The sequence below is a fragment of the Nibribacter ruber genome (genome assembly GCF_009913235.1).
GTDB lineage: Bacteria > Bacteroidota > Bacteroidia > Cytophagales > Hymenobacteraceae > Nibribacter > Nibribacter ruber.
The window spans coordinates 3,100,117-3,119,139 of record NZ_CP047897.1 but is presented as its reverse complement, the minus strand read 5'-3'; the positions used below and the strand labels follow the sequence as shown (position 1 = coordinate 3,119,139).

Here is a 19,023-nt window from a genome sequence, read left to right as displayed (position 1 = left end):
CCTAACTTGCCCTTTCAACCGTACCTACGCACTCAACCATCGCTTCATCTTGAAAAAGTATAGTTTCCTTTCCCTCGTCCTGTTCCTGTTTTTGTTGGTAGCTTCTAGCTCATTAGAGGCTCAAACCCGCAAAAAAACTACTACTAAGAAGGCCCCGGCCAAGAAAACAGCCACTGCTGCCAAAGCCGCCGCCGCTAAAAAACCCGCCGCGCCGGTATTCAACCCCAAAACGGATCCTCCCTTTCTGGGCGGCAACAACCGTTGGGTAGACTCTGTGTTCAAGACGCTGTCTCCAGAGGAGCGCATTGCGCAGCTGATTATGATTCCGGTGTACAGCAACAAGAACCAGGCGCACGTGGACTCCATCTCCCGGCTCATCAACACCTACAAAGTGGGCGGCTTGATCTTCTTCCAGGGCGGACCGGTGCGTCAGGCGCACATGACCAACCGCTACCAGAAGGAAAGCAAGGTGCCTTTGATGGTCTCTATTGACGGCGAGTGGGGCTTGGCCATGCGTCTGGACAGCACCGTGCGGTTCCCGTACCAGATGGCCTTGGGCGGTATTGAGAATGAGAAACTGATTTATGACATGGGTGCCGAAATTGCGCGCCAGTGCCGCCGTCTGGGCATCAACGTGAATTTTGCCCCGGTGATTGACGTGAACAACAATGCCAACAACCCGGTGATCGGTTTCCGGTCCTTCGGCGAAGACAAATACAACGTGACCCGTAAGGCCATGGCCTACGTGAAGGGCATGCAAGACAACCAGGTTCTGGCCAACGCCAAGCACTTCCCCGGCCACGGCGACACCAACGTAGACTCGCATTACGGCCTGCCGGTCATTCACTTCTCGCGCCAGCGTCTGGATTCTGTGGAGCTGTACCCGTTCCGGGAGTTGATGAAAAACGGTCTGGGCAGTTTGATGGTGGCCCACATGAACATTCCCGTGCTGGACAACACCAAAGACCTGGCCTCTACCCTTTCCAAGCCTATTGTTTGGGGTTTGTTGAAGCAAGAGCTGGGCTATAAGGGTCTGGTATTCACAGATGCCATGAACATGCAAGCCGTTGCCAAGTTCTACGCGCCGGGCGTGGCAGACGTAAAGGCGTTACTGGCAGGAAATGACATGCTATTGAACACCATGGACGTGAAAACCACCATTGAGGAGGTGAAGAAGGCCATTGTGAACAAGGAGATTACCCAAGCCGAGATTGACGCCCGCTGCAAGAAAGTGCTGGCCGCCAAACAGTGGATGGGCCTGGACAACTGGAAACCCATTGAAACCCAGAACCTCATCGCGGACCTGAACACACCCTACGCCAATTACCTCAACAACCAGCTGACTGAGGCCTCGCTTACCCTGCTCAGAAACAAGAACAAGATACTGCCGCTTCAGGGATTAGATACGTTGAAAATTGCCGCGCTGGCCGTGGGCACCACCCAGGAAACCGACTTCCAGAGAGGCCTGGCGCGCTATACCAAGGTGGATAACTTCTTCTTGCCAGCTAACAGCACCATTGCAGACCTGCAGAAACTGAAAGAGCAGCTGCAAGGCTACAACCTGGTCATTGCTGGCGTACACAAACTGCAACTGAAAGCCGGAAGCAGCAACTTTGGCATCACCGCCGAGATGAACCTCTTCCTGAAAGACCTCATCCGGAGCAAGAAAACCATTGTGGGCGTGTTTGGTAACGTGTACAGCCTGGCCAAGTTTGAGGACATTGAACGCGCCGACGCTGTAGTAGCCGGTTACCAGGAGAATGACATCACCCAAGACTTGGCGGCTCAGCTGGTTTTTGGCGGCATTGGCGCCAAAGGCAAACTGCCCGTGACACTGTCCAGTGCCTTTAAAGTAGGCGACGGCCTCAAGACCGAGACCGGTTTTAGACTAGCCTACACCTACCCAGAAGCCGTGGGCCTAAGAAGCCAGGATTTAGTGGGTATTGACTCGTTGATGGCGCAGGCAATCAGAGCAAAAGCCACGCCGGGCGGACAGGTGTTGGTGGCCAAAAACGGCAAGGTAATCTACAATAAGTCGTTTGGGTACCACACGTATGAGAACAAGACGCCGGTACTGAATACAGATTTGTACGACCTGGCCTCGGTGACCAAAATCACCACCTCACTGGCCGCTTTCATGCGTCTGCATGGCCAGGGCCGCTTTGACGTAGACAAGACCCTGGGCGAATATTTGCCGCTCATGAAGGAGTCTAACAAGGAGAACCTGCGCTACCGCGATATTCTCACGCACCAGGCCCGTCTCAAGTCTTGGATTCCGTTCTGGAAAGAAGCCGTGAAGAGCAATGGTGAGCTGAAGAGCCACATCTTTAGGCCAGACTCATCAGACAAGTACCCTTACCGCGTAGCCCAGAACTTGTTCATCCGGAAAGACTACGCCGAAGAGAAAATCTACGAAGAAATCAAAGACTCGCCGCTCAATGAGAAACTGGGCTACGTGTACAGTGACTTGTCCTTCATTCTGGCGCCGCTGGTAGTACAGAAAATTACCGGCCAAGACTTTGAGACCTACTTGAAAGACAGCCTGTACCGTCCGTTGGGCGCTTCTACCTTGACGTTTAACCCCTACAAGCAATACCCGCTGTCGCGCATTGTGCCAACGGAGTATGATTCCCTTTTCAGGAAGCAGTTGCTGCATGGCACGGTGCATGACGAGGGCGCGGCCATGCTAGGTGGCATCAGTGGGCACGCCGGTTTATTCGGTTCTGCCAATGACGTGGCCAAAGTGATGCAACTTTACTTGAACGACGGTATTTACGCCGGCAAGCGTTTGATTGCCAACCACGTGGTGAGCTCGTTCAGCAAGTGCCAGTTCTGCCCAGACAACTACCGCGCCCTGGGCTTTGACCGTCCGTCTAAACCGGGTACACCTAATGGAAACGCCGCACCTAGCGCGCCGGCAGAAAGCTTCGGGCATACGGGCTTCACGGGCATTTACACGTGGGTAGACCCGGTAAACCAACTAGTCTATGTATTCACCTCCAACCGTGTGTACCCAACCCGTGAAAACTCCAAACTAAGCCAACTCAACACCCGCACCAACATCATGCAGGTGGTTTATGACGCCATGGAAAAAGCAAAGAAAAAGGATACGCCGGGTAAGTAAGACATCCTCCCTTTATTAGGCAATGGAATTTAAGCCACCTATAGTTGAACGGGAGACCAATGAACTCATAAGAATTTCAACCTCTCCTGACAAGTGGAACCCGTTGGCGGTTGAATAAGCGAAACAAGAACTTAGAAATAGAGGTGTGACGGACCAGGCAATTAACAAGAAGATAGCCCTCTGGAACAGATTCTATGAAAGGAAACATCAAGTAACGCTTGATAAAAGGTTTGACGAGGGATATGATTGGATAGATTTGCTTTTCAGGCCCGGTCCTTTCCTTTTGGAAGTCTTATGTGACTGGAACTTGAAGCAAGATGGTTATGTCACCAAGCATCTCCAACGGAGGGTATTCCTCATTTTCTTGAGTCTATTGGCGGTACTGATGTATACCTTGATATAATTTAAAAGCCGGTGCTGAATATACAGTACCGGCTTTTTTGTAAAAGTCCGTTTTTGGCTTGTTTTCTAGAAATCAGCCGAAAAACGGACTTTCTAGTTTGCCCACAAGGTCCTTGCAGGATGACAAAGGAAGTGAAGGCAGTATACTTGGTTAAATAAATATCAACCGTTAATTGCTCAACGTCAACTGGAAATGCGGGGAAGCCTGAGTGATGCCGTCACCGTCTCTCTCATCGGTACTTCGCCATTTGCCTTGGTCGTAAATCCAGCCGTTGCGTTTTTTGCTGGGAGACGGGCCGTAGGTTCTAATGCTGGGCTCATAATCAACACTGCCTTTGATTTTCTGGCCGGTCTCTGCGTCTACTTTTTCATGGATGTTCTGGGGCAGAATGAGCCATTCAAAGGCGATAAACACGCCGGTCTTGGGCATCTGAACATCATATTGGCTCACGTCTACGGTTACTTTCTGCACGCCCTTCCCAGCTTCCACTACCAAAGGCACGGGCAACAAATCTGCACCGGGCGCACCGTCTGGGCCCACCTGGTAGAGGCGTACTTTGAACTTGGCCTTCTTGATGTTGCTGAGTGTGACCAAGGCGATCTCATCTAGGAAAGGCGTGGCCGCAAACGTGGGTTGGTACGGAATGTATTGGGCGACAATCCAGGGCGTGCCGTTGCTGCTGAAGGCAAACTCGGTGCGGTCATTCAAGGGGTTGACTACTTTCTTGTCTCTGTGCGTGTTCTTTTTCACCACTACTTCCTTGAGCGCCGTCTGCGCCGGAGCCAGCTTTACGGTCATACTGCCACCCTGTGCCGTGGTCTTCATTCGCTCATACCCCAGGCAGGAGACCACCAGCGTTTTCCCGAGGGCGGCGTTGCCCAAAGAGAACCTGCCATTCTCATCTGAGGTGGTGCCCAGGTTCTCGTTCTCTACCCAGATGTTGGCATACGGCACCGGCTTGCCTGTACTTTGGTCAGTAACCGTGCCTTTCACCTGCCCCACCACTGAACCCGACCAAACCAGGGAAAAGAAAAGCAGAAGCCAGGAAAATCGCATAGACAGATTCCGTTTAGAATTGAATTGGTGGTACATCATTCGTTTTTGGCGTATTTCCAGGAAAACAAGCCAAAAACGACATTCTCATTTTATAGACAGTGGTTGAGGCGAGGCATTTTTCAGCAACCGCGTTTCGCAGTTGGCACACATGATTCTTCTAGGATGCTAAAAGCAAGCTTCCCTCCTGTCTATTGCTAACTGCTTATTCTTTACTGATTACTATTTACTGTTACACCTGTTCACTGGACTTTGTAGACGTCGGCTAGTACGTTGTTCTCGCCAATCTTCCGTTGGTCTGATGGACTGTCAAAGACCACTAGCAGGTGGTTTTCGTCAAAGAGGGCAAGTCCCTCGGCTTTGTCTTGTCCAGAGGTTTCACCGCTGCCGTAGGGCACGTCAAAGAGATGCTCCAGTGCACTACGGTGAACGATCTGCTCCTCGCCTTTGGTATGGTGCATGGCATCTTTCCAACGGTACACCGCAATCACGCCATCCAGGTCCATGGTGGGGCCTGCCAACAGGTAGAGGTCGTTGTTTCTTATCCTTAGTTCCCGGATGCCCTTGCCATAGGCATGCACGAAGTGCTTTTTGTAAGGTCTGTCGGTTTCTTTGAAGGTAATTAGTTGTAATTCGCCTTGGTGTCTGGTTTCCTCCAGTTGCAGTTCCAAGACCATGGCCCAGCCTCTTACCACCGGGCCGCGCAAGCCTATGAACAACCGGTCTTCATGCAGGGCCAGGCCTTCAATGTCAAAGCCGTTGTCCTTGCCGGGTATCTTCAGGAAGTCTTTGATGTGCGGGTCTTCCTGGATGGCGTCCATGAGCTGGTTGCTTTCTTTGTCACCCTTGAGTTGGGCCGCCCGAAGCATCTTTTCTGGATTGGCCGGGTCTGGGCATTCTTTGCAAAGGGAGTACACGCCGTTTTCATCCTTGGTCAAAGGAACCCGTGCAATGAGGTACCGGTTAGGGTCAACAGACACTTTGGCCAGGCGTTTTATCTGCTTTGACGGGGAGTCGTCCTTGCGGGGTTTCTTGCGCTTGAGGCTATGCGAGCCCACTATCCAGAGGTACCCCCCAGACTCGCCCAGGCCTTCAATGTCCACCTCAGAATTTTTACCATCCGGCAGGTCCAGGTACTCAGACAAGTCAAAGTGGGTGTGCTGGCCAAAGGTGGTGTCCCCTGTTTTCTTCAGGCGCTCCAAAGACGTGCGCTCATCACAACTCATCCAGAGGTAGTCGCCGGTGCGCAAGACCGTAGAAAGGCCGTCCCGCACGTGCTTGCCCTCTGCGTTCACACTTTTCTCTGGATCAAACTGAAGTTCAATGCGTTGCGAATTGTTTTTCATAGAAATGGAAAGGTGAGTGGGTTGGAATACGGAAAGCCGGTGCGCGTTTTTGGCTTATTTTCCGGAAAACAGGCCAAAAACGAAGAAAGGCAGCCTTTTCTCAGACTGCCTTTCTTGTAATGGAAGCGGGTTGAGCTTATTGCACTAACGTGATTTTACGCTCTACCGTATTGAACGGACCAGGAATCACCTGCCCCTGGGCGTTGATTAATTCCAGTTTGAAGGTGTTCTCGCCCATTGGCAAGCCTTCTACCAGGTACGGCAGCCACTGGTCCAAGATGAACTCGTTGCCGTTGATGGTGGCGCGCACCTTGTTGCCGTCTTTGTTCAAGGACGTGTTCACCAGATAGAAATCCAGCATCACTTTCTTGGTGTCAGCGCCTTTGTACTCGCCTTTAGGACGGCTGTAGAACAGGTGCTGGGCGTTTTCGTCAAACTTGGTAGCGTTGGCAGCGGCGTTGCCTACGTTGATCACGCGCAGGTCATAGGCGTCATCATGCTTGATGCTCTCATGATACGACCGCGACAAGAACGACAACACCACGTGCTGGCCCGGCTTGATGGCTTTCTTGAAATTGGTTTTGTAGTGGGCCGTGTAAGGCTCATTGTCTACAATGTTATGAATGTGCTGTCCTTCTTTGGAGTTGGCGTGCTCATGCGTACCCGCGTCTGAGGTCTGCTGCGTCAACTGGAAGTTCTTCACCTCATAGGCAAACTGCACAGAGTCGCCGGTGAGCTTGGCGTCCTTCTCAGGCTGGTTCAAATCCAGATCCGCATCTGGGAAGTCTACCGAGTTGCTATATGAGTAAACTTTCAGGCCACCTTTTTCCATAGGCGTGCCCATGGTTCCGTTGTGCTGTACGGCCGCTGCCGTGTCATGGGCTACTGTGTGCTCCGTAGAGGTGGTTTCTGTGGTGGATGTTTTTTTCTCGCTGCAGGCAGATGCCAGAAGCATAGCCGCAATGGCCATAAAAGACAAGTGTTTCTTTTTCATAGTACAATAGTTTTCGTATAACACTGGAGAATGTTTCAAATATAGAAATTTTGTATCTTGCCCAACTATAAACACCCTTTTCAAGAAACGATTATTTACCCCATATGGACGATAGATTATTAGAGGAAATCCCCTCTTTAGACCTAGCTGATTTTACTTCTGGTGACCCTGCCCGCAAGGCGGCTTTTGTACAAGCCATGGGCGATGCGCACCAGAACATTGGCTTTGCCGCCCTCAAAAACCACGGCCTGAGCGATGACCTGACCGCCCGTTTGTATGCTGCCATCAAAAAATTCTTCGCGTTGCCAGATGACGTGAAGCAGAAATATGAGATTCCGGGCCTGGCCGGCCAGCGCGGCTACGTGGGCAAAGGAAAAGAGCACGCCAAGGGCCGCAACACCGGTGACCTGAAGGAGTTCTACCACGTGGGCCAGGAAGTAACTGACAACGATCCCATCAAAGAAGAATACCCAGACAACGTGTGGCCAACAGAGGTACCTGAGTTCAAGGAAGTAGCCTTGGAAGCCTATCAGCGCCTGGAGGCCGCCGGCAAGCAGGTGTTAAAGGCTTTGGCGCTCTACCTGGGTCTGTCTGAAGACTACTTTGATGCCAAGGTGCACAACGGAAACAGCATTCTGCGCCCAATCCACTACTTCCCTATTGAGAACCCAGATGCCGTGCCGGCAGACGCCGTACGCGCCGCTGAGCACGGTGACATCAACCTGATCACCTTGTTGATGGGTGCCTCTGCTGACGGCTTGCAGGTGTTGCGCCGCGATGGCAAGTGGATTCCAATCACGGCCCTGCCAGAGCAGGTGATTGTGAACGTAGGAGACATGCTGTCTAGACACACCAACAATAAGTTGAAGTCTACCATCCACCGCGTAGTAAACCCGCCGCGCGAGCTGATGAACACGTCTCGCTTCTCCATCCCGTTCTTCATGCACCCGCGTTCTGAAATGGACTTGACCTGCCTGGAAGGCTGCATTGACGAGCAGAACCCTAAGCAGTACCCAGACACCACCGCCGGCGACTTCCTGAATGAGCGCTTGGTAGAACTAGGCTTGAAGAAATAGCCTAATTTTAAAATTTAGAAAGGAGCCTTACGGGCTCCTTTCGTTTTTATAGCTATTTTTAGAAAATAGACCAAAACCAAAGATTCTAACGCTGCCCTATTGCGTCCTCGTAATTACATCTTTCTAAAAGACGTGGCTTATCTGGCCATTACCGCATATGGGGGTCCGCAGGCGCACATTGCCATGATGATGCGGCTGCTGGTAGAGAAGCGCAAGTACATTGATGAGAAGGAGCTCATGGAGCTGAACGCGCTCTGTCAGATCCTGCCCGGCCCTTCCTCTACACAGACCATCACAGCCATCGGGTTTAAAGTGGGCGGTCCCAACCTGGCGTACCTTACCTTGCTGGTCTGGCTTCTGCCTGCGGCCCTCATCATGACGGCCGCCGCCCTGGCCATGTCCATGCTGGGAGAGCATGGCGCGCCTTTGGGCTTTACGCGGTTCATCCAGCCCATGGCGGTTGGGTTTGTGGCCTTTGCCGCCTGGAAGATAAGTTCTAAGGTAGTGTACACCAAAGGCGGCATTGTCATCATGGTGTTCTCGGCTATTCTAGCGTTTTTCTTCCGTTCGCCGTGGGTGTTTCCGCTGCTGCTTCTGGTAGGCGGAAGCCTGACGGCATTGCGCTTTCAGAAACAGCCTATTCTCAAAAAAGAGCCCATGCACGTGGAGTGGGCCAACTTTCTGCTGTTCATTGGCGTGCTGGTAGTGGCGGCTTTGCTGGGTAGGTTCACCCAGTTCAGGGCGGTACTGCTCTTTGAGAACTTCTACCGCAACGGCAGCCTTATTTTTGGCGGTGGCCAGGTCTTGATTCCGGTCATGTACACCGAGTTTGTGGAGTTCAAGGAATACCTCTCCTCCAAGGAGTTCTTGTCTGGGTTTGCCTTGGTGCAGGCCTTGCCCGGCCCGGTCTTCTCCTTCTGCGCGTACATTGGCGCACTTTCCATGCGGGAGTACGGCCTGTGGGGAGAATTGCTGGGCGGTTTTGTCGCCACGGTGGGAATCTTTCTTCCCGGTACTTTCCTCATTTTCTTCGTGATCAGGTTCTGGGAAGAGTTGCGCAAGTACCGCGTCATTCAGGCCTCCTTGGAAGGCATCAACGCCGTAGGTTCTGGGATGGTCTGCGCCGCGGCCATCATGCTTTACCATCCCATTGAGAATACGCCCTACAACCTTGGCTTGGTGGTGGTCACGTTTGGACTGCTGCTCTGGACCAGGATCCCCTCTCCTATTTTGATTCTCATTGGGTTGGTGACAGGATTCATCTTTCCGGGGTAGGGCCGTTTTTGGCCTCTTTTGGGGAAAACAGGCCAAAAACGGCAAAGCCGGTACTTGCTTGCAAGTACCGGCTTTGCCGTTTAATATGATTGCGTTTCTCTAATGCTTTAAGATGCTTAACAGGTAATCTCCGTAGCCGCTCTTGCGCAATGGCTCTGCCACGCGTTGCAGCTGCTCTGCGTTGATGAAGCCCATACGGTAGGCTACTTCTTCAATGGCTCCAATCTTTAAGCCCTGGCGCTCCTCAATTACCTGCACAAATGTAGCCGCCTGCATCAAGGATTGAATGGTGCCCGTGTCCAGCCAAGCGGTTCCTCTGTCCAAGATGCCTACTTTCAGTTTACCCTGGCGCAGGTACTCCTTGTTCACATCCGTGATCTCATATTCGCCGCGCGGGCTTGGCTGCAGGTTCTTGGCTATTTCTACCACGTTGTTGTCATAGAAATAGAGGCCTGGCACCGCGTAGTTCGATTTTGGCTGTGCTGGTTTCTCTTCAATAGACAAGGCTTTCTTGTTCTCGTCAAAGTCCACCACGCCGTAACGCTCTGGGTCTTGTACGTGGTAGGCAAACACTACGCCGCCTTCAGGGTCATTGTTGGACTGCATCAACTGGCTCATGCCAGAACCATAGAAGATGTTATCACCCAGCACCAAGGCGGCCTTTTCCTTCCCGATGAACTCCTCGCCAATCACAAATGCCTGGGCCAGGCCGTTGGGGATTTCCTGTACGGCGTAGCTGAAGTTGCAACCAATCTGACTACCATCCCCCAGCAAACGCTCAAACATGGGAAGGTCATGCGGGGTGGAAATAATGAGGATATCCTTGATTCCTGCCAACATCAGTGTAGACAGCGGATAATAGATCATGGGCTTGTCATACACCGGCATCAATTGCTTGCTTACTGCCAAAGTCAATGGATGCAATCTGGTGCCGGAGCCGCCTGCTAGAATAATGCCTTTCATGGTATTACTTCTGGTTGTAGATGAAGTCCTGGTTATCCTTAAACCAGGCTAATGTCTTTTGTAAACCTTCTTGTATTCTTACTTGCGGATCATAGCCCAATAGACGTTTCGCCTTGGAAATATCAGCAAGGCTGTCTCTGATGTCACCGGCGCGCTCTGGTCCATATTCTGGCGTAATGTCCGCACCGGCTTCTTCTTTCAAGATGTTGAATAGGTCGTTCAGAGAGGTTCTGTCGCCTACGGCAATGTTGTACACCTGGTTGATGGCCTCTGGCTTCTCTACCAAAGCCGCTCTGATGTTGGCCTCTACGCAGTTTTCCACGAAGGTAAAGTCACGCGTTTGCTCACCATCCCCGTTCATTCTAGGGGACTTCCCATTCATCACGGCATCAATGAACAATGGAATCACCGCTGCATACGCGCCATTCGGGTCTTGTCTTGGTCCGAAAATATTGAAGTACCGCAGCCCAATGATTTCCATGCCGTAGGTCTTGCCAAACACATCAGCATATAATTCATTGGCATATTTGGTGACGGCGTAGGGCGAAAGCGGCTTGCCAATAACATCTTCAACCTTGGGCAATGATTTACTGTCGCCGTACGTAGAAGAAGAGGCCGCGTAGACAAAGCGTTTTACATTCTGCTCCTTGGTGGCCATGAGCATGTTCACGAAGCCACCCACGTTCACCTCATTAGAAGTAACCGGATCTTTCACGCTTCTCGGCACAGACCCCAAAGCGGCCTGGTGCAAGACAACATCCATGCCTTCACAAGCTTTCATGCAGTCTTCCAGATTCCGGATGTCGCCCTCCAGCACTTCTAGTCGCTCATTGCCTTCAAACGCCTTCAGGTTCTTATGAAAGCCATTGGAGTAGTTGTCCAGCACGCGCACTTTCTTGGCATTGTACTTCAAAAGGTACTCTACCAAGTTAGAACCAATGAACCCGGCGCCGCCGGTTACTAAGAAAGATGTTTGCTCTAAAGAGCCAGTATGGAAAGGTTTGTTGTACACGGTATTCAATTAATGAATTAAGAATTAGGAGTTAAGAATTGAATGCTCGTTCTCACTCCTTTGAAGCAGGCTCTCTTTACCAATAAATTGAAGTATTGAATTCTACTATCTATAGAAGAACTTTCGTTTTTGGGGTGTTTTCTATAAAACAACCCAAAAACGAAAGGCCAATACTACTTAACGGTTATATTGTTCCTGGTAGTAATCCTGATAATTGCCTGAAGTTACGTTGGTCAACCACTCTTCATTCTGCAAGTACCAGTCCACGGTCTTCTCCAGACCTTCTTCAAATGTCACGGACGGTGCCCAGCCTAGCTCCTTCATGATTTTGGATGAATCAATGGCATAACGCAGGTCATGGCCGGCTCTGTCTGTCACGAATGTGATAAGCCCGCGCGAGGTGCCCGGCTCACGGTTCAATTTCTGGTCCATGATGTCGCAGAGCAGGTGAATGAGGTCAATATTGCGCCATTCGTTCACGCCTCCGATGTTATAGGTCTCGCCTACCACGCCTTTATGAAACACATCATCAATGGCGCGGGCGTGATCAATCACGTACAACCAATCTCTGATGTTCTCTCCTTTGCCATACACCGGCACGGGTTTCATATTCTTGATATTATTGAGCGCCAATGGAATCAGCTTCTCAGGAAAATGATTGGGGCCGTAATTATTGGAGCAGTTAGAAATTTTAACCGGAAGGCCATAGGTATGGTAATACGCCCTCACAAAATGGTCTGAACTTGCTTTAGAAGCAGAATACGGTGAACGAGGGTCATACTTGGTCTCTTCCGTGAACATACCTTCTTCGCCTAATGAGCCATATACCTCGTCAGTAGAAATATGGTAGAAGATGTGGTTCGTGAAATCAGACTTCCACAGTTCTTTGGCGGCGTGCAATAGGTTACAGGTACCGTTTACGTTAGTGCGCACAAAGGCCATGGGGTCTGTGATAGACCTATCCACATGCGACTCTGCCGCCAGGTGCATCACGGCATCAAACTGATGCTCTTGGAACAGGCTGTTGATGTATTCCTGATCCGTGATGTCGCCTTTGATAAACGTATAGTTAGGGGCATTCTCAATATCCGTCAGATTCTGCAGGTTACCAGCGTACGTCAGCTTGTCCAGGTTGAAGATTTGGTAGTTGGGGTATTTATTAACGAACAGCCTCACTACGTGTGAGCCAATAAATCCCGCGCCTCCTGTGATTAATATTTTCATTCTTAGATAATTACTTTCCTAACGCTTGCTGCCATGCCCAAGAACTGGCAAGACTCTCCTCTAAAGAAAGAGAGGTTTTGAAACCAAGTTCTTCGGTGGCTTTGGTTACGTCTGCATAAATGGCCGGTACGTCCCCAGCACGGCGCGGGCCGGTTTTATATGGAAACGGCTTGCTGGTGGCCTTCTCAAAGGCTTTCACTACTTCTAATACGCTGCTTCCTTGCCCCGTCCCCACATTAAAGACCTCAAACGCAGCTGGTTCCTCTTTCTCTAATCGCTTAATGGCGGCCACGTGTGCTTTGGCTAAATCCACTACGTGCACGTAGTCTCTAATGCAGCTTCCATCTGGGGTGTCATAGTCAGTGCCGTACACGGTGAGGCTATCTCTCAGGCCGGCGGCGGTCTGGGTAATGAACGGCACTAAGTTGTTGGGAACGCCTAAGGGCAATTCCCCGATCAATGCCGATTCATGCGCCCCGATGGGGTTGAAATACCGAAGAGCGATGGTTCTCAAAGCGCTTCCGCTGGTGGCCACATCCCGTAGAATCTCCTCGTCAATCTTTTTGGTGTTACCATAAGGCGAGTTGGCTTTCTGGGTAGGCGTCTCTTCGGTTACCGGCAGTTTCTCTGGAATACCGTACACGGTGCAGGAGGAGGAGAATACCAGTCTGGTCACTTTATTGGCTTCCATCACTTGCAACAAAGTCACCAGCCCCGCCACATTGTTATGGTAGTATTTTAGAGGCTCCGCCACAGACTCACCCACCGCTTTAAAAGCTGCAAAGTGAATGACACCGGCAATGTCTCCTTCTTTGGTAAACACTTCTTGGAGCACCTTCGCGTCCGTACAATCCACCTTATGGCAAACCACTTGTTGGCCAAGAATCTGCGCAATCCCATTAAGCACGCGCTCCTCTGAGTTACTGAAGTTGTCTACAATAATGGGAGTATAGCCGGCATTCACCAATTCTACCACCGTATGGGAGCCGATGTAGCCAGCCCCGCCTGTCACCAGTATTTTACTCATTCTACCTAATTATAAACTCCAATAAGGCAAAGAATTAACCTTGCCACGGTATATTCCTTTCAAGTCAATCACGATCGGATGGTCGGTGGAGATGCTCTTGAAGTACTCCTCGTCAAAGCCCAGGTAGTCTTTGTGATTCACCGCCACCACAATGGCATCATAGTCGTTGGTCGGGTTCTCCTGAAGGGCAAAGCCATACTCATGCTCCAACTCCGCAGAGTCCGCATACGGATCTACCACGTCTACCTGCACCCCGAAGCTCTTCAGTTCATTAATAACATCTGCTACTTTAGAGTTGCGGATGTCCTCCACGTTCTCTTTGAAGGTGGCTCCCATTACCAGCACCTTGGCCTTGGAGATGGCTTTCCCTTCCTTGATCATCATCTTGATGGCCTTGCTGGCCACATAGGCGCCCATACCGTCATTGAGGGTACGGCCGCTCAGGATAATCTTAGAGTCGTAGCCCAGGGCCTTGGCCTTGTACGTGAGATAGTAAGGATCCACCCCAATGCAGTGGCCACCTACCAGCCCTGGGAAGAACTTTAAGAAGTTCCACTTGGTGCCTGAGGCCTCCAACACTTCATAGGTATTAATATTCATCCGGTCAAAGATGATGGAAAGCTCGTTCATCAGCGCGATGTTCACGTCACGCTGGGTGTTTTCAATGATCTTGGCTGCTTCTGCTACTTTGATGGAAGATGCGCGGTGCACGCCAGCCTCAATCACCAGTTCATACACCTTGGCAACCACATCCAGAGACTCCGCATCGCAACCAGAAACCACTTTCACGATCTTGGTAAGCGTGTGCTCCTTGTCGCCTGGGTTGATGCGCTCCGGCGAATAGCCCACTTTGAAGTCGGTCGGGAATTTCAGGCCAGACTCGCGCTCCAGTACAGGAATGCAGTCCTCCTCGGTACAGCCTGGGTAAACGGTAGACTCATACACCACGTAATCACCTTCCTTCAGCACCTTGCCTACCGTGGAAGAGGCGCCCAGAAGAGGCTTTAGATCCGGTAGGGCATAAGCGTCTATGGGGGTTGGCACGGCTACTATGAAGAAACGGGCTTCTTTTAAAACGTCCAACTTATGCGTGAAAGTAATGTCCGTGCCTTCAAAGGCAGATGCCTCCAGTTCTCCGCTCGGATCAATGTTGTTGCGCATCATCTCCACGCGCTTCTCGTTGATGTCAAACCCAATCACGCTGATCTTCTTTGCGAACTCCAATGCAATGGGAAGTCCCACATATCCTAATCCGATTACTGCTAGCTTGGCCTCTTTGTTAAGTAGTTGCTGATACACGATAAATTCTATTTAAATGTATAACTTGGTTACTGTATTGTTTTCTAATTGATATACTTCGTAGGTCTCTGGGCAGATAGCCTTTTGCGTTTCATCAAAGGTCAATTTATGACCCGCCTCGCTCACCCACCCGCGCTGCCTGGACGGATTGCCATATACTAACGCATAAGGGGCCACGTCTTTGGTCACGACCGCTCCGGCCCCAATCAAGGCATAGGACCCGATGGTGTTTCCGCACACGATAGTGGCGTTGGCACCAATGCTAGCACCTTTCTGCACCAGGGTTTTCTGGTACTCGCCTCTCCGGTTGATAGCACTTCTAGGGTTTAACACGTTGGTAAACACCATGGAAGGCCCCAAGAACACATCATCCTCACACACCACTCCACTGTAGACAGAGACGTTGTTCTGAATTTTCACGTTTTCGCCCAGCACCACGTCTGGCGAAATGACCACGTTCTGCCCAATGTTACAGCGTCTGCCAATAGCGCAATTGGGCATAATATGCGAGAAGTGCCAGATTTTGGTGCCCTCGCCAATGGTACAGCCCTCATCAATGACGGCAGTTTCATGGGCAAAATACGATTGAGAAAAATCAGACATCGGCAAAAGGGACCCCTAGAGAATCAGGCTACCTACGGACAAACCTGACAAAAGGATATCATTATTTTTAATAGGCAAAGGTACGGTATTTATAATAATTCGCCCAGACACTATGAATGGAACACGAACGCTTTAGTAGCTAAACGAAAGAAGCCGTGACAAACCTATCTTTTCCGCGCAAATCTTTTTTGATTTCTATCATCTTGTACCCCCATTCCCGCAACATGGCCGCAGTTTCCTGCGCGTACCGTTCATTGATCTCAAAGAATAGCTTGCCTTGGGGTTTAAGCTGGTTTAAGGCCAGATCTGCAATGCGGCGGTAAAATAACAGCGGATCATGATCAGGCACGAACAAAGCCAGATGAGGTTCAAACGAGAGTACATTGTCTCGCATCAGTCCTTTCTCCTCCTCCAGCACATACGGTGGGTTGCTAACGACCGCATCCAGAGACGCCGGGGCAATAGCCGGCACTTCCTGAAGAATGTCTTGGTGCAGCCACTGGACCCGTGCGGCTAGTTCCAGTCCATTCTGCCTGGCAATAGTAAGGGCCTCTGTGGAAACGTCCAAGCCCCAGACTATGGCATGAGGCAGTTCCAGCGACAGTGTAATAGGTATACAGCCACTACCGGTGCCAATGTCCAGCAACTTTACCTCTGCATGACGTTTATACTCCTGAATGACCATTTGCACCAGCTCTTCTGTCTCTGACCTGGGAATCAATACCGCTGGCGATACCAGAAACTCACGACCATAGAAAGAAGCCTCGCCCAACACGTACTGCACAGGTTCCTGTGCCAGAAGCCTAGGCAAGAAGCCATCTACTTGGTCCTGCAATTTAGCAGACGCCTCAGAAAGCCGCTGCTGTAACAGCTCAAAGCGGGAGCATTTCAACTCATGCTGCAGCACCCATTCCGTAATGGTTCTGGCTTCATTGGCGTCGTAGACGGTTTCCAGTTGGGCCGTGAGCGTTTGCAGTAGGTTTTGAATAGTCATGCTTTTGCTGGTTTTGGGCAATTTCTGAAAAAACACCCGATATTCGGCACTCCAATAATAGGCTTATGGAAACGGTAGACGAAAAATTCATGCAACGCGCCCTGGATCTGGCGCTCTTAGGCGAAGGCTTTGCCAGACCCAATCCCATGGTGGGCTGCGTGGTTGTGCATGACGGCATGATCACTGGCGAAGGCTGGCACCAACAATACGGCGGCCCGCACGCCGAGGTCAACGCTATCAATAGCGTACAAGACAAAAGCCTGCTGCGCCAAAGCCGAGTGTACGTAACCTTGGAACCCTGCTCCCATTATGGCAAGACGCCACCCTGCGCAGATTTATTGATTAAACACGGCGTGCAGGATGTGGTGATTTGCAACACAGACCCAAATCCCCTAGTGGCCGGCAAAGGCATTCAAAAATTAAAAGATGCAGGCTGTACGGTCACTACTGGACTCCTTGAATCAAAAGGCTTAGAAGTCAACAAACGTTTCTTCAAGTTTCAGACGCAGAAAAGGCCTTATCTGGTTTTAAAGTGGGCAGAGTCTTCAGATGGTTTCATTGCGCTCCCAGACTACCAAGCCTGTCAAATCTCTGGGGCTTTGTCGCAGAAGCTGGTGCACAAATGGCGCACCCAAGAGCAGGCCATTCTGGTGGGCACGCGCACCGCCTTGCACGACAACCCCACACTCAACGCACGCCATTGGCATGGCCCTTCGCCGTTGAGAATCACCATTGACAAGCACCTGCAGCTACCGGCCACGCACCATCTGCTAGACAACTCCCACCCTACCTGGGTCTATACTTTTGCCCAGAAACCCAGCCTTTCCCAGACGCATTTCGTGACAGTCTCTCCTGAATTGGACGTGTTAGACCAAATGATGCAGGACTTGTACCAGCGGCAGGTGCAGTCTGTACTGGTGGAAGGCGGCACCACGTTGCTGGATTCTTTTATTCAGAAAGGCCTTTGGGACGAGATAAGAGTATTTAAATCTCCTAAACGCCTGCAAAGTGGCATTAAAGGTCCGCAGCTACCAAACCTTGTCGCCACTTATAAAGAGAAAATTGGCGAGGACACCTTGACCATCTACCGAAACCAATTCTAAGGCTTCGTTTTTGGCCTATTTTCTAGAAAATAGGCCAAAAACGGAAGGTATCATCCAGCCCACCGCACTATAGTTGTGACAGGAAACTTCAGAGGCTACCTTTGTAGTTCTAAAATGACTGACGTGCATTTTAGTAAAGAGAGATAGCACATTCCACCATTAGCACATTATTCAAATGGCAGAAAACCTGTTAATAGACGCAAACCTCAGCAAAGAGGAAAAATACAAAGCCTTGCTTCCGCAGATAGAGGCGCTGATTGGCCCAGAAACCGATTTGATTGCCAACCTGGCCAACACCATGGCGGCCCTGCGCCAGGGCTTCGGGTTTTTCTGGGTGGGCGCGTACTTGGTGAAGGAAGGCGAGTTGGTCTTAGGCCCGTTCCAGGGACCGATAGCCTGCACGCGCATTCCGTTCCACAAAGGCGTATGTGGTGCTTGCTATACCCGTCAAGAGACCATCATAGTGCCAGACGTAGAAGCGTTCCCCGGGCACATTGCCTGCAGTTCAGATTCCAAGTCTGAGATTGTGGTACCGGTCATGAAAAACGGCGAGGTAGTGATGGTCTTAGATGTGGACAGCGACCGCCTCAATGACTTTGACGAAGTAGACCAGAAATACTTGGAGCAGTTAATGAAGCTGGCTGAAAGCTGGTTTTAAGTTTAGTATCGTGTAGAAAGTATCAGGTAGCAAGACTTTCGTTTTTGGCCTATTTTCTGGAAAACAAGCCAAAAACGAAAATAGACTAATCGCTATCCACTCCTTTAAAGCAGAAGCGGTTCCTTGCATGCAAGGAACCGCTTCTGCTTTATATACCTTTTTAAATCTTGATACTTGCTACGTGCTACTTGATACTATACCGTTGTCTTCAACTGGGCAATCACGGTCTGGCCGCCTTTGGTTTTTTGACCCAGCTGCACTCTCACCTCGGTGTCTAGCGGCACAAAGATGTCTACGCGGGAGCCAAACTTAATGAACCCGAACTCCTCGCCTTGGTTTACTTCATCGCCTTCGGTCACATACCAGACAATGCGGCGGGCCATGGCGCCGGCAATCTGCCGGAACAACACCTCTGGACCAGCTAGAGACTCAACCACGGTGGTGGTACGCTCGTTCTTGGTGCTGGATTTTGGGTGCCACGCCACCAGGTAATTACCCGGGTGGTATTTAAAGTACTTCACCACGCCAGAAACCGGGTTGCGGGTAATGTGCACGTTAATAGGCGACATGAAGATGGAAATCTGCTTGCGCATACCCTGGAAGTACTCCGGCTCCTCCACGTCTTCAATCACCACCACTTTTCCATCGGCAGGGGCTATGACCAAGTCCTCATGCAACAACAGGTTGCGGTACGGGCTCCGGAAGAACTGCAGAATGAGCAGAAAGACAATAACAGAGGCACCGGTGAAAATTCGGTTAACGAGGAGGTTGCTGTTAAAATAATAAAGTACCAGGTTGGCGATCAACAAGCCGAGCAAGGTAAAGAACAGAATCTTTCGTCCTTCTTTGTGAATTTTCATGTACTCCTT

At 50.8% G+C, this 19,023-nt stretch carries 16 protein-coding genes; 5 read left to right on the top strand and 11 right to left on the bottom strand.

What is annotated here, in order from left to right:
* The first annotated feature begins 49 nt into the window (after positions 1-49).
* Positions 50-3,124, top strand: a complete 3,075-nt coding sequence (locus tag GU926_RS13150; protein WP_160692610.1) for a glycoside hydrolase family 3 N-terminal domain-containing protein — start codon at positions 50-52, stop codon at positions 3,122-3,124.
* 571 nt (positions 3,125-3,695) lie between these two features.
* Here the strand turns inward: GU926_RS13150 and GU926_RS13145 are convergent.
* The 3 genes from GU926_RS13145 to GU926_RS13135 all read right to left on the bottom strand — a co-directional run bounded on the left by GU926_RS13145 (position 3,696) and on the right by GU926_RS13135 (position 6,920).
* Complete coding sequence (locus GU926_RS13145) at positions 3,696-4,583, bottom strand: carboxypeptidase-like regulatory domain-containing protein (protein WP_160692607.1); 888 nt, start codon at positions 4,581-4,583, stop codon at positions 3,696-3,698.
* 239 nt (positions 4,584-4,822) lie between these two features.
* The gene (locus GU926_RS13140; protein ID WP_160692605.1) at positions 4,823-5,926 is read right to left on the bottom strand and encodes a DUF3616 domain-containing protein; all 1,104 of its coding nucleotides are present in this window, start codon (positions 5,924-5,926) and stop codon (positions 4,823-4,825) included.
* Between the two features lie 136 nt (positions 5,927-6,062).
* Entirely contained in the window at positions 6,063-6,920 is an 858-nt protein-coding gene (locus tag GU926_RS13135) for a hypothetical protein (RefSeq protein ID WP_160692603.1), read from the bottom strand.
* A 104-nt stretch (positions 6,921-7,024) separates the two neighbouring features.
* Here GU926_RS13135 and GU926_RS13130 point away from each other — a divergent pair, with 104 nt between their 5' ends.
* Together GU926_RS13130 and chrA are read left to right on the top strand one after the other, a co-directional pair.
* Positions 7,025-7,996 carry an isopenicillin N synthase family dioxygenase gene (locus GU926_RS13130; RefSeq protein ID WP_160692601.1) on the top strand — a complete coding sequence of 324 codons (972 nt, stop codon included), beginning with the start codon at positions 7,025-7,027 and terminating at the stop codon, positions 7,994-7,996.
* 99 nt (positions 7,997-8,095) lie between these two features.
* Positions 8,096-9,271 carry a chromate efflux transporter gene (gene chrA / locus GU926_RS13125; protein WP_160692599.1) on the top strand — a complete coding sequence of 392 codons (1,176 nt, stop codon included), beginning with the start codon at positions 8,096-8,098 and terminating at the stop codon, positions 9,269-9,271.
* 99 nt (positions 9,272-9,370) lie between these two features.
* Here chrA and rfbA read toward each other — a convergent pair whose 3' ends face one another.
* The 7 genes from rfbA to prmC form a co-directional block, all read right to left on the bottom strand.
* Positions 9,371-10,234 carry a glucose-1-phosphate thymidylyltransferase RfbA gene (gene rfbA, locus GU926_RS13120; protein ID WP_160692597.1) on the bottom strand — a complete coding sequence of 288 codons (864 nt, stop codon included), beginning with the start codon at positions 10,232-10,234 and terminating at the stop codon, positions 9,371-9,373.
* Positions 10,235-10,238: 4 nt separating this feature from the next.
* A complete protein-coding gene (locus GU926_RS13115; protein ID WP_160692595.1) occupies positions 10,239-11,246 on the bottom strand; it encodes an SDR family oxidoreductase in 1,008 nt (335 codons plus the stop codon).
* A gap of 177 nt (positions 11,247-11,423) precedes the next feature.
* Positions 11,424-12,470, bottom strand: a complete 1,047-nt coding sequence (rfbB, locus tag GU926_RS13110; protein ID WP_160692593.1) for a dTDP-glucose 4,6-dehydratase — start codon at positions 12,468-12,470, stop codon at positions 11,424-11,426.
* Positions 12,471-12,480: 10 nt separating this feature from the next.
* Positions 12,481-13,497, bottom strand: coding sequence for a UDP-glucose 4-epimerase GalE (galE, locus tag GU926_RS13105; RefSeq protein ID WP_160692591.1), 1,017 nt, complete (start codon positions 13,495-13,497; stop codon positions 12,481-12,483).
* Positions 13,498-13,506: 9 nt separating this feature from the next.
* Complete coding sequence (locus GU926_RS13100; protein WP_160692589.1) at positions 13,507-14,796, bottom strand: nucleotide sugar dehydrogenase; 1,290 nt, start codon at positions 14,794-14,796, stop codon at positions 13,507-13,509.
* Positions 14,797-14,808: 12 nt separating this feature from the next.
* A complete protein-coding gene (locus GU926_RS13095) occupies positions 14,809-15,399 on the bottom strand; it encodes an acyltransferase (RefSeq protein WP_160692587.1) in 591 nt (196 codons plus the stop codon).
* Positions 15,400-15,538: 139 nt separating this feature from the next.
* Complete coding sequence (gene prmC / locus GU926_RS13090) at positions 15,539-16,393, bottom strand: peptide chain release factor N(5)-glutamine methyltransferase (RefSeq protein WP_160692585.1); 855 nt, start codon at positions 16,391-16,393, stop codon at positions 15,539-15,541.
* 65 nt (positions 16,394-16,458) lie between these two features.
* Here prmC and ribD point away from each other — a divergent pair, with 65 nt between their 5' ends.
* The gene (gene ribD, locus GU926_RS13085; protein ID WP_160692583.1) at positions 16,459-17,496 is read left to right on the top strand and encodes a bifunctional diaminohydroxyphosphoribosylaminopyrimidine deaminase/5-amino-6-(5-phosphoribosylamino)uracil reductase RibD; all 1,038 of its coding nucleotides are present in this window, start codon (positions 16,459-16,461) and stop codon (positions 17,494-17,496) included.
* 175 nt (positions 17,497-17,671) lie between these two features.
* Positions 17,672-18,154 (top strand): GAF domain-containing protein, encoded by a 483-nt coding sequence (locus tag GU926_RS13080; protein WP_160692581.1) that lies wholly within the window; start codon positions 17,672-17,674, stop codon positions 18,152-18,154.
* A 194-nt stretch (positions 18,155-18,348) separates the two neighbouring features.
* On the opposite strand, the gene GU926_RS13075 is transcribed toward GU926_RS13080, so the two are convergent.
* Positions 18,349-19,014, bottom strand: coding sequence for a phosphatidylserine decarboxylase family protein (locus GU926_RS13075; protein ID WP_160692579.1), 666 nt, complete (start codon positions 19,012-19,014; stop codon positions 18,349-18,351).
* Positions 19,015-19,023: the final 9 nt, after the last annotated feature.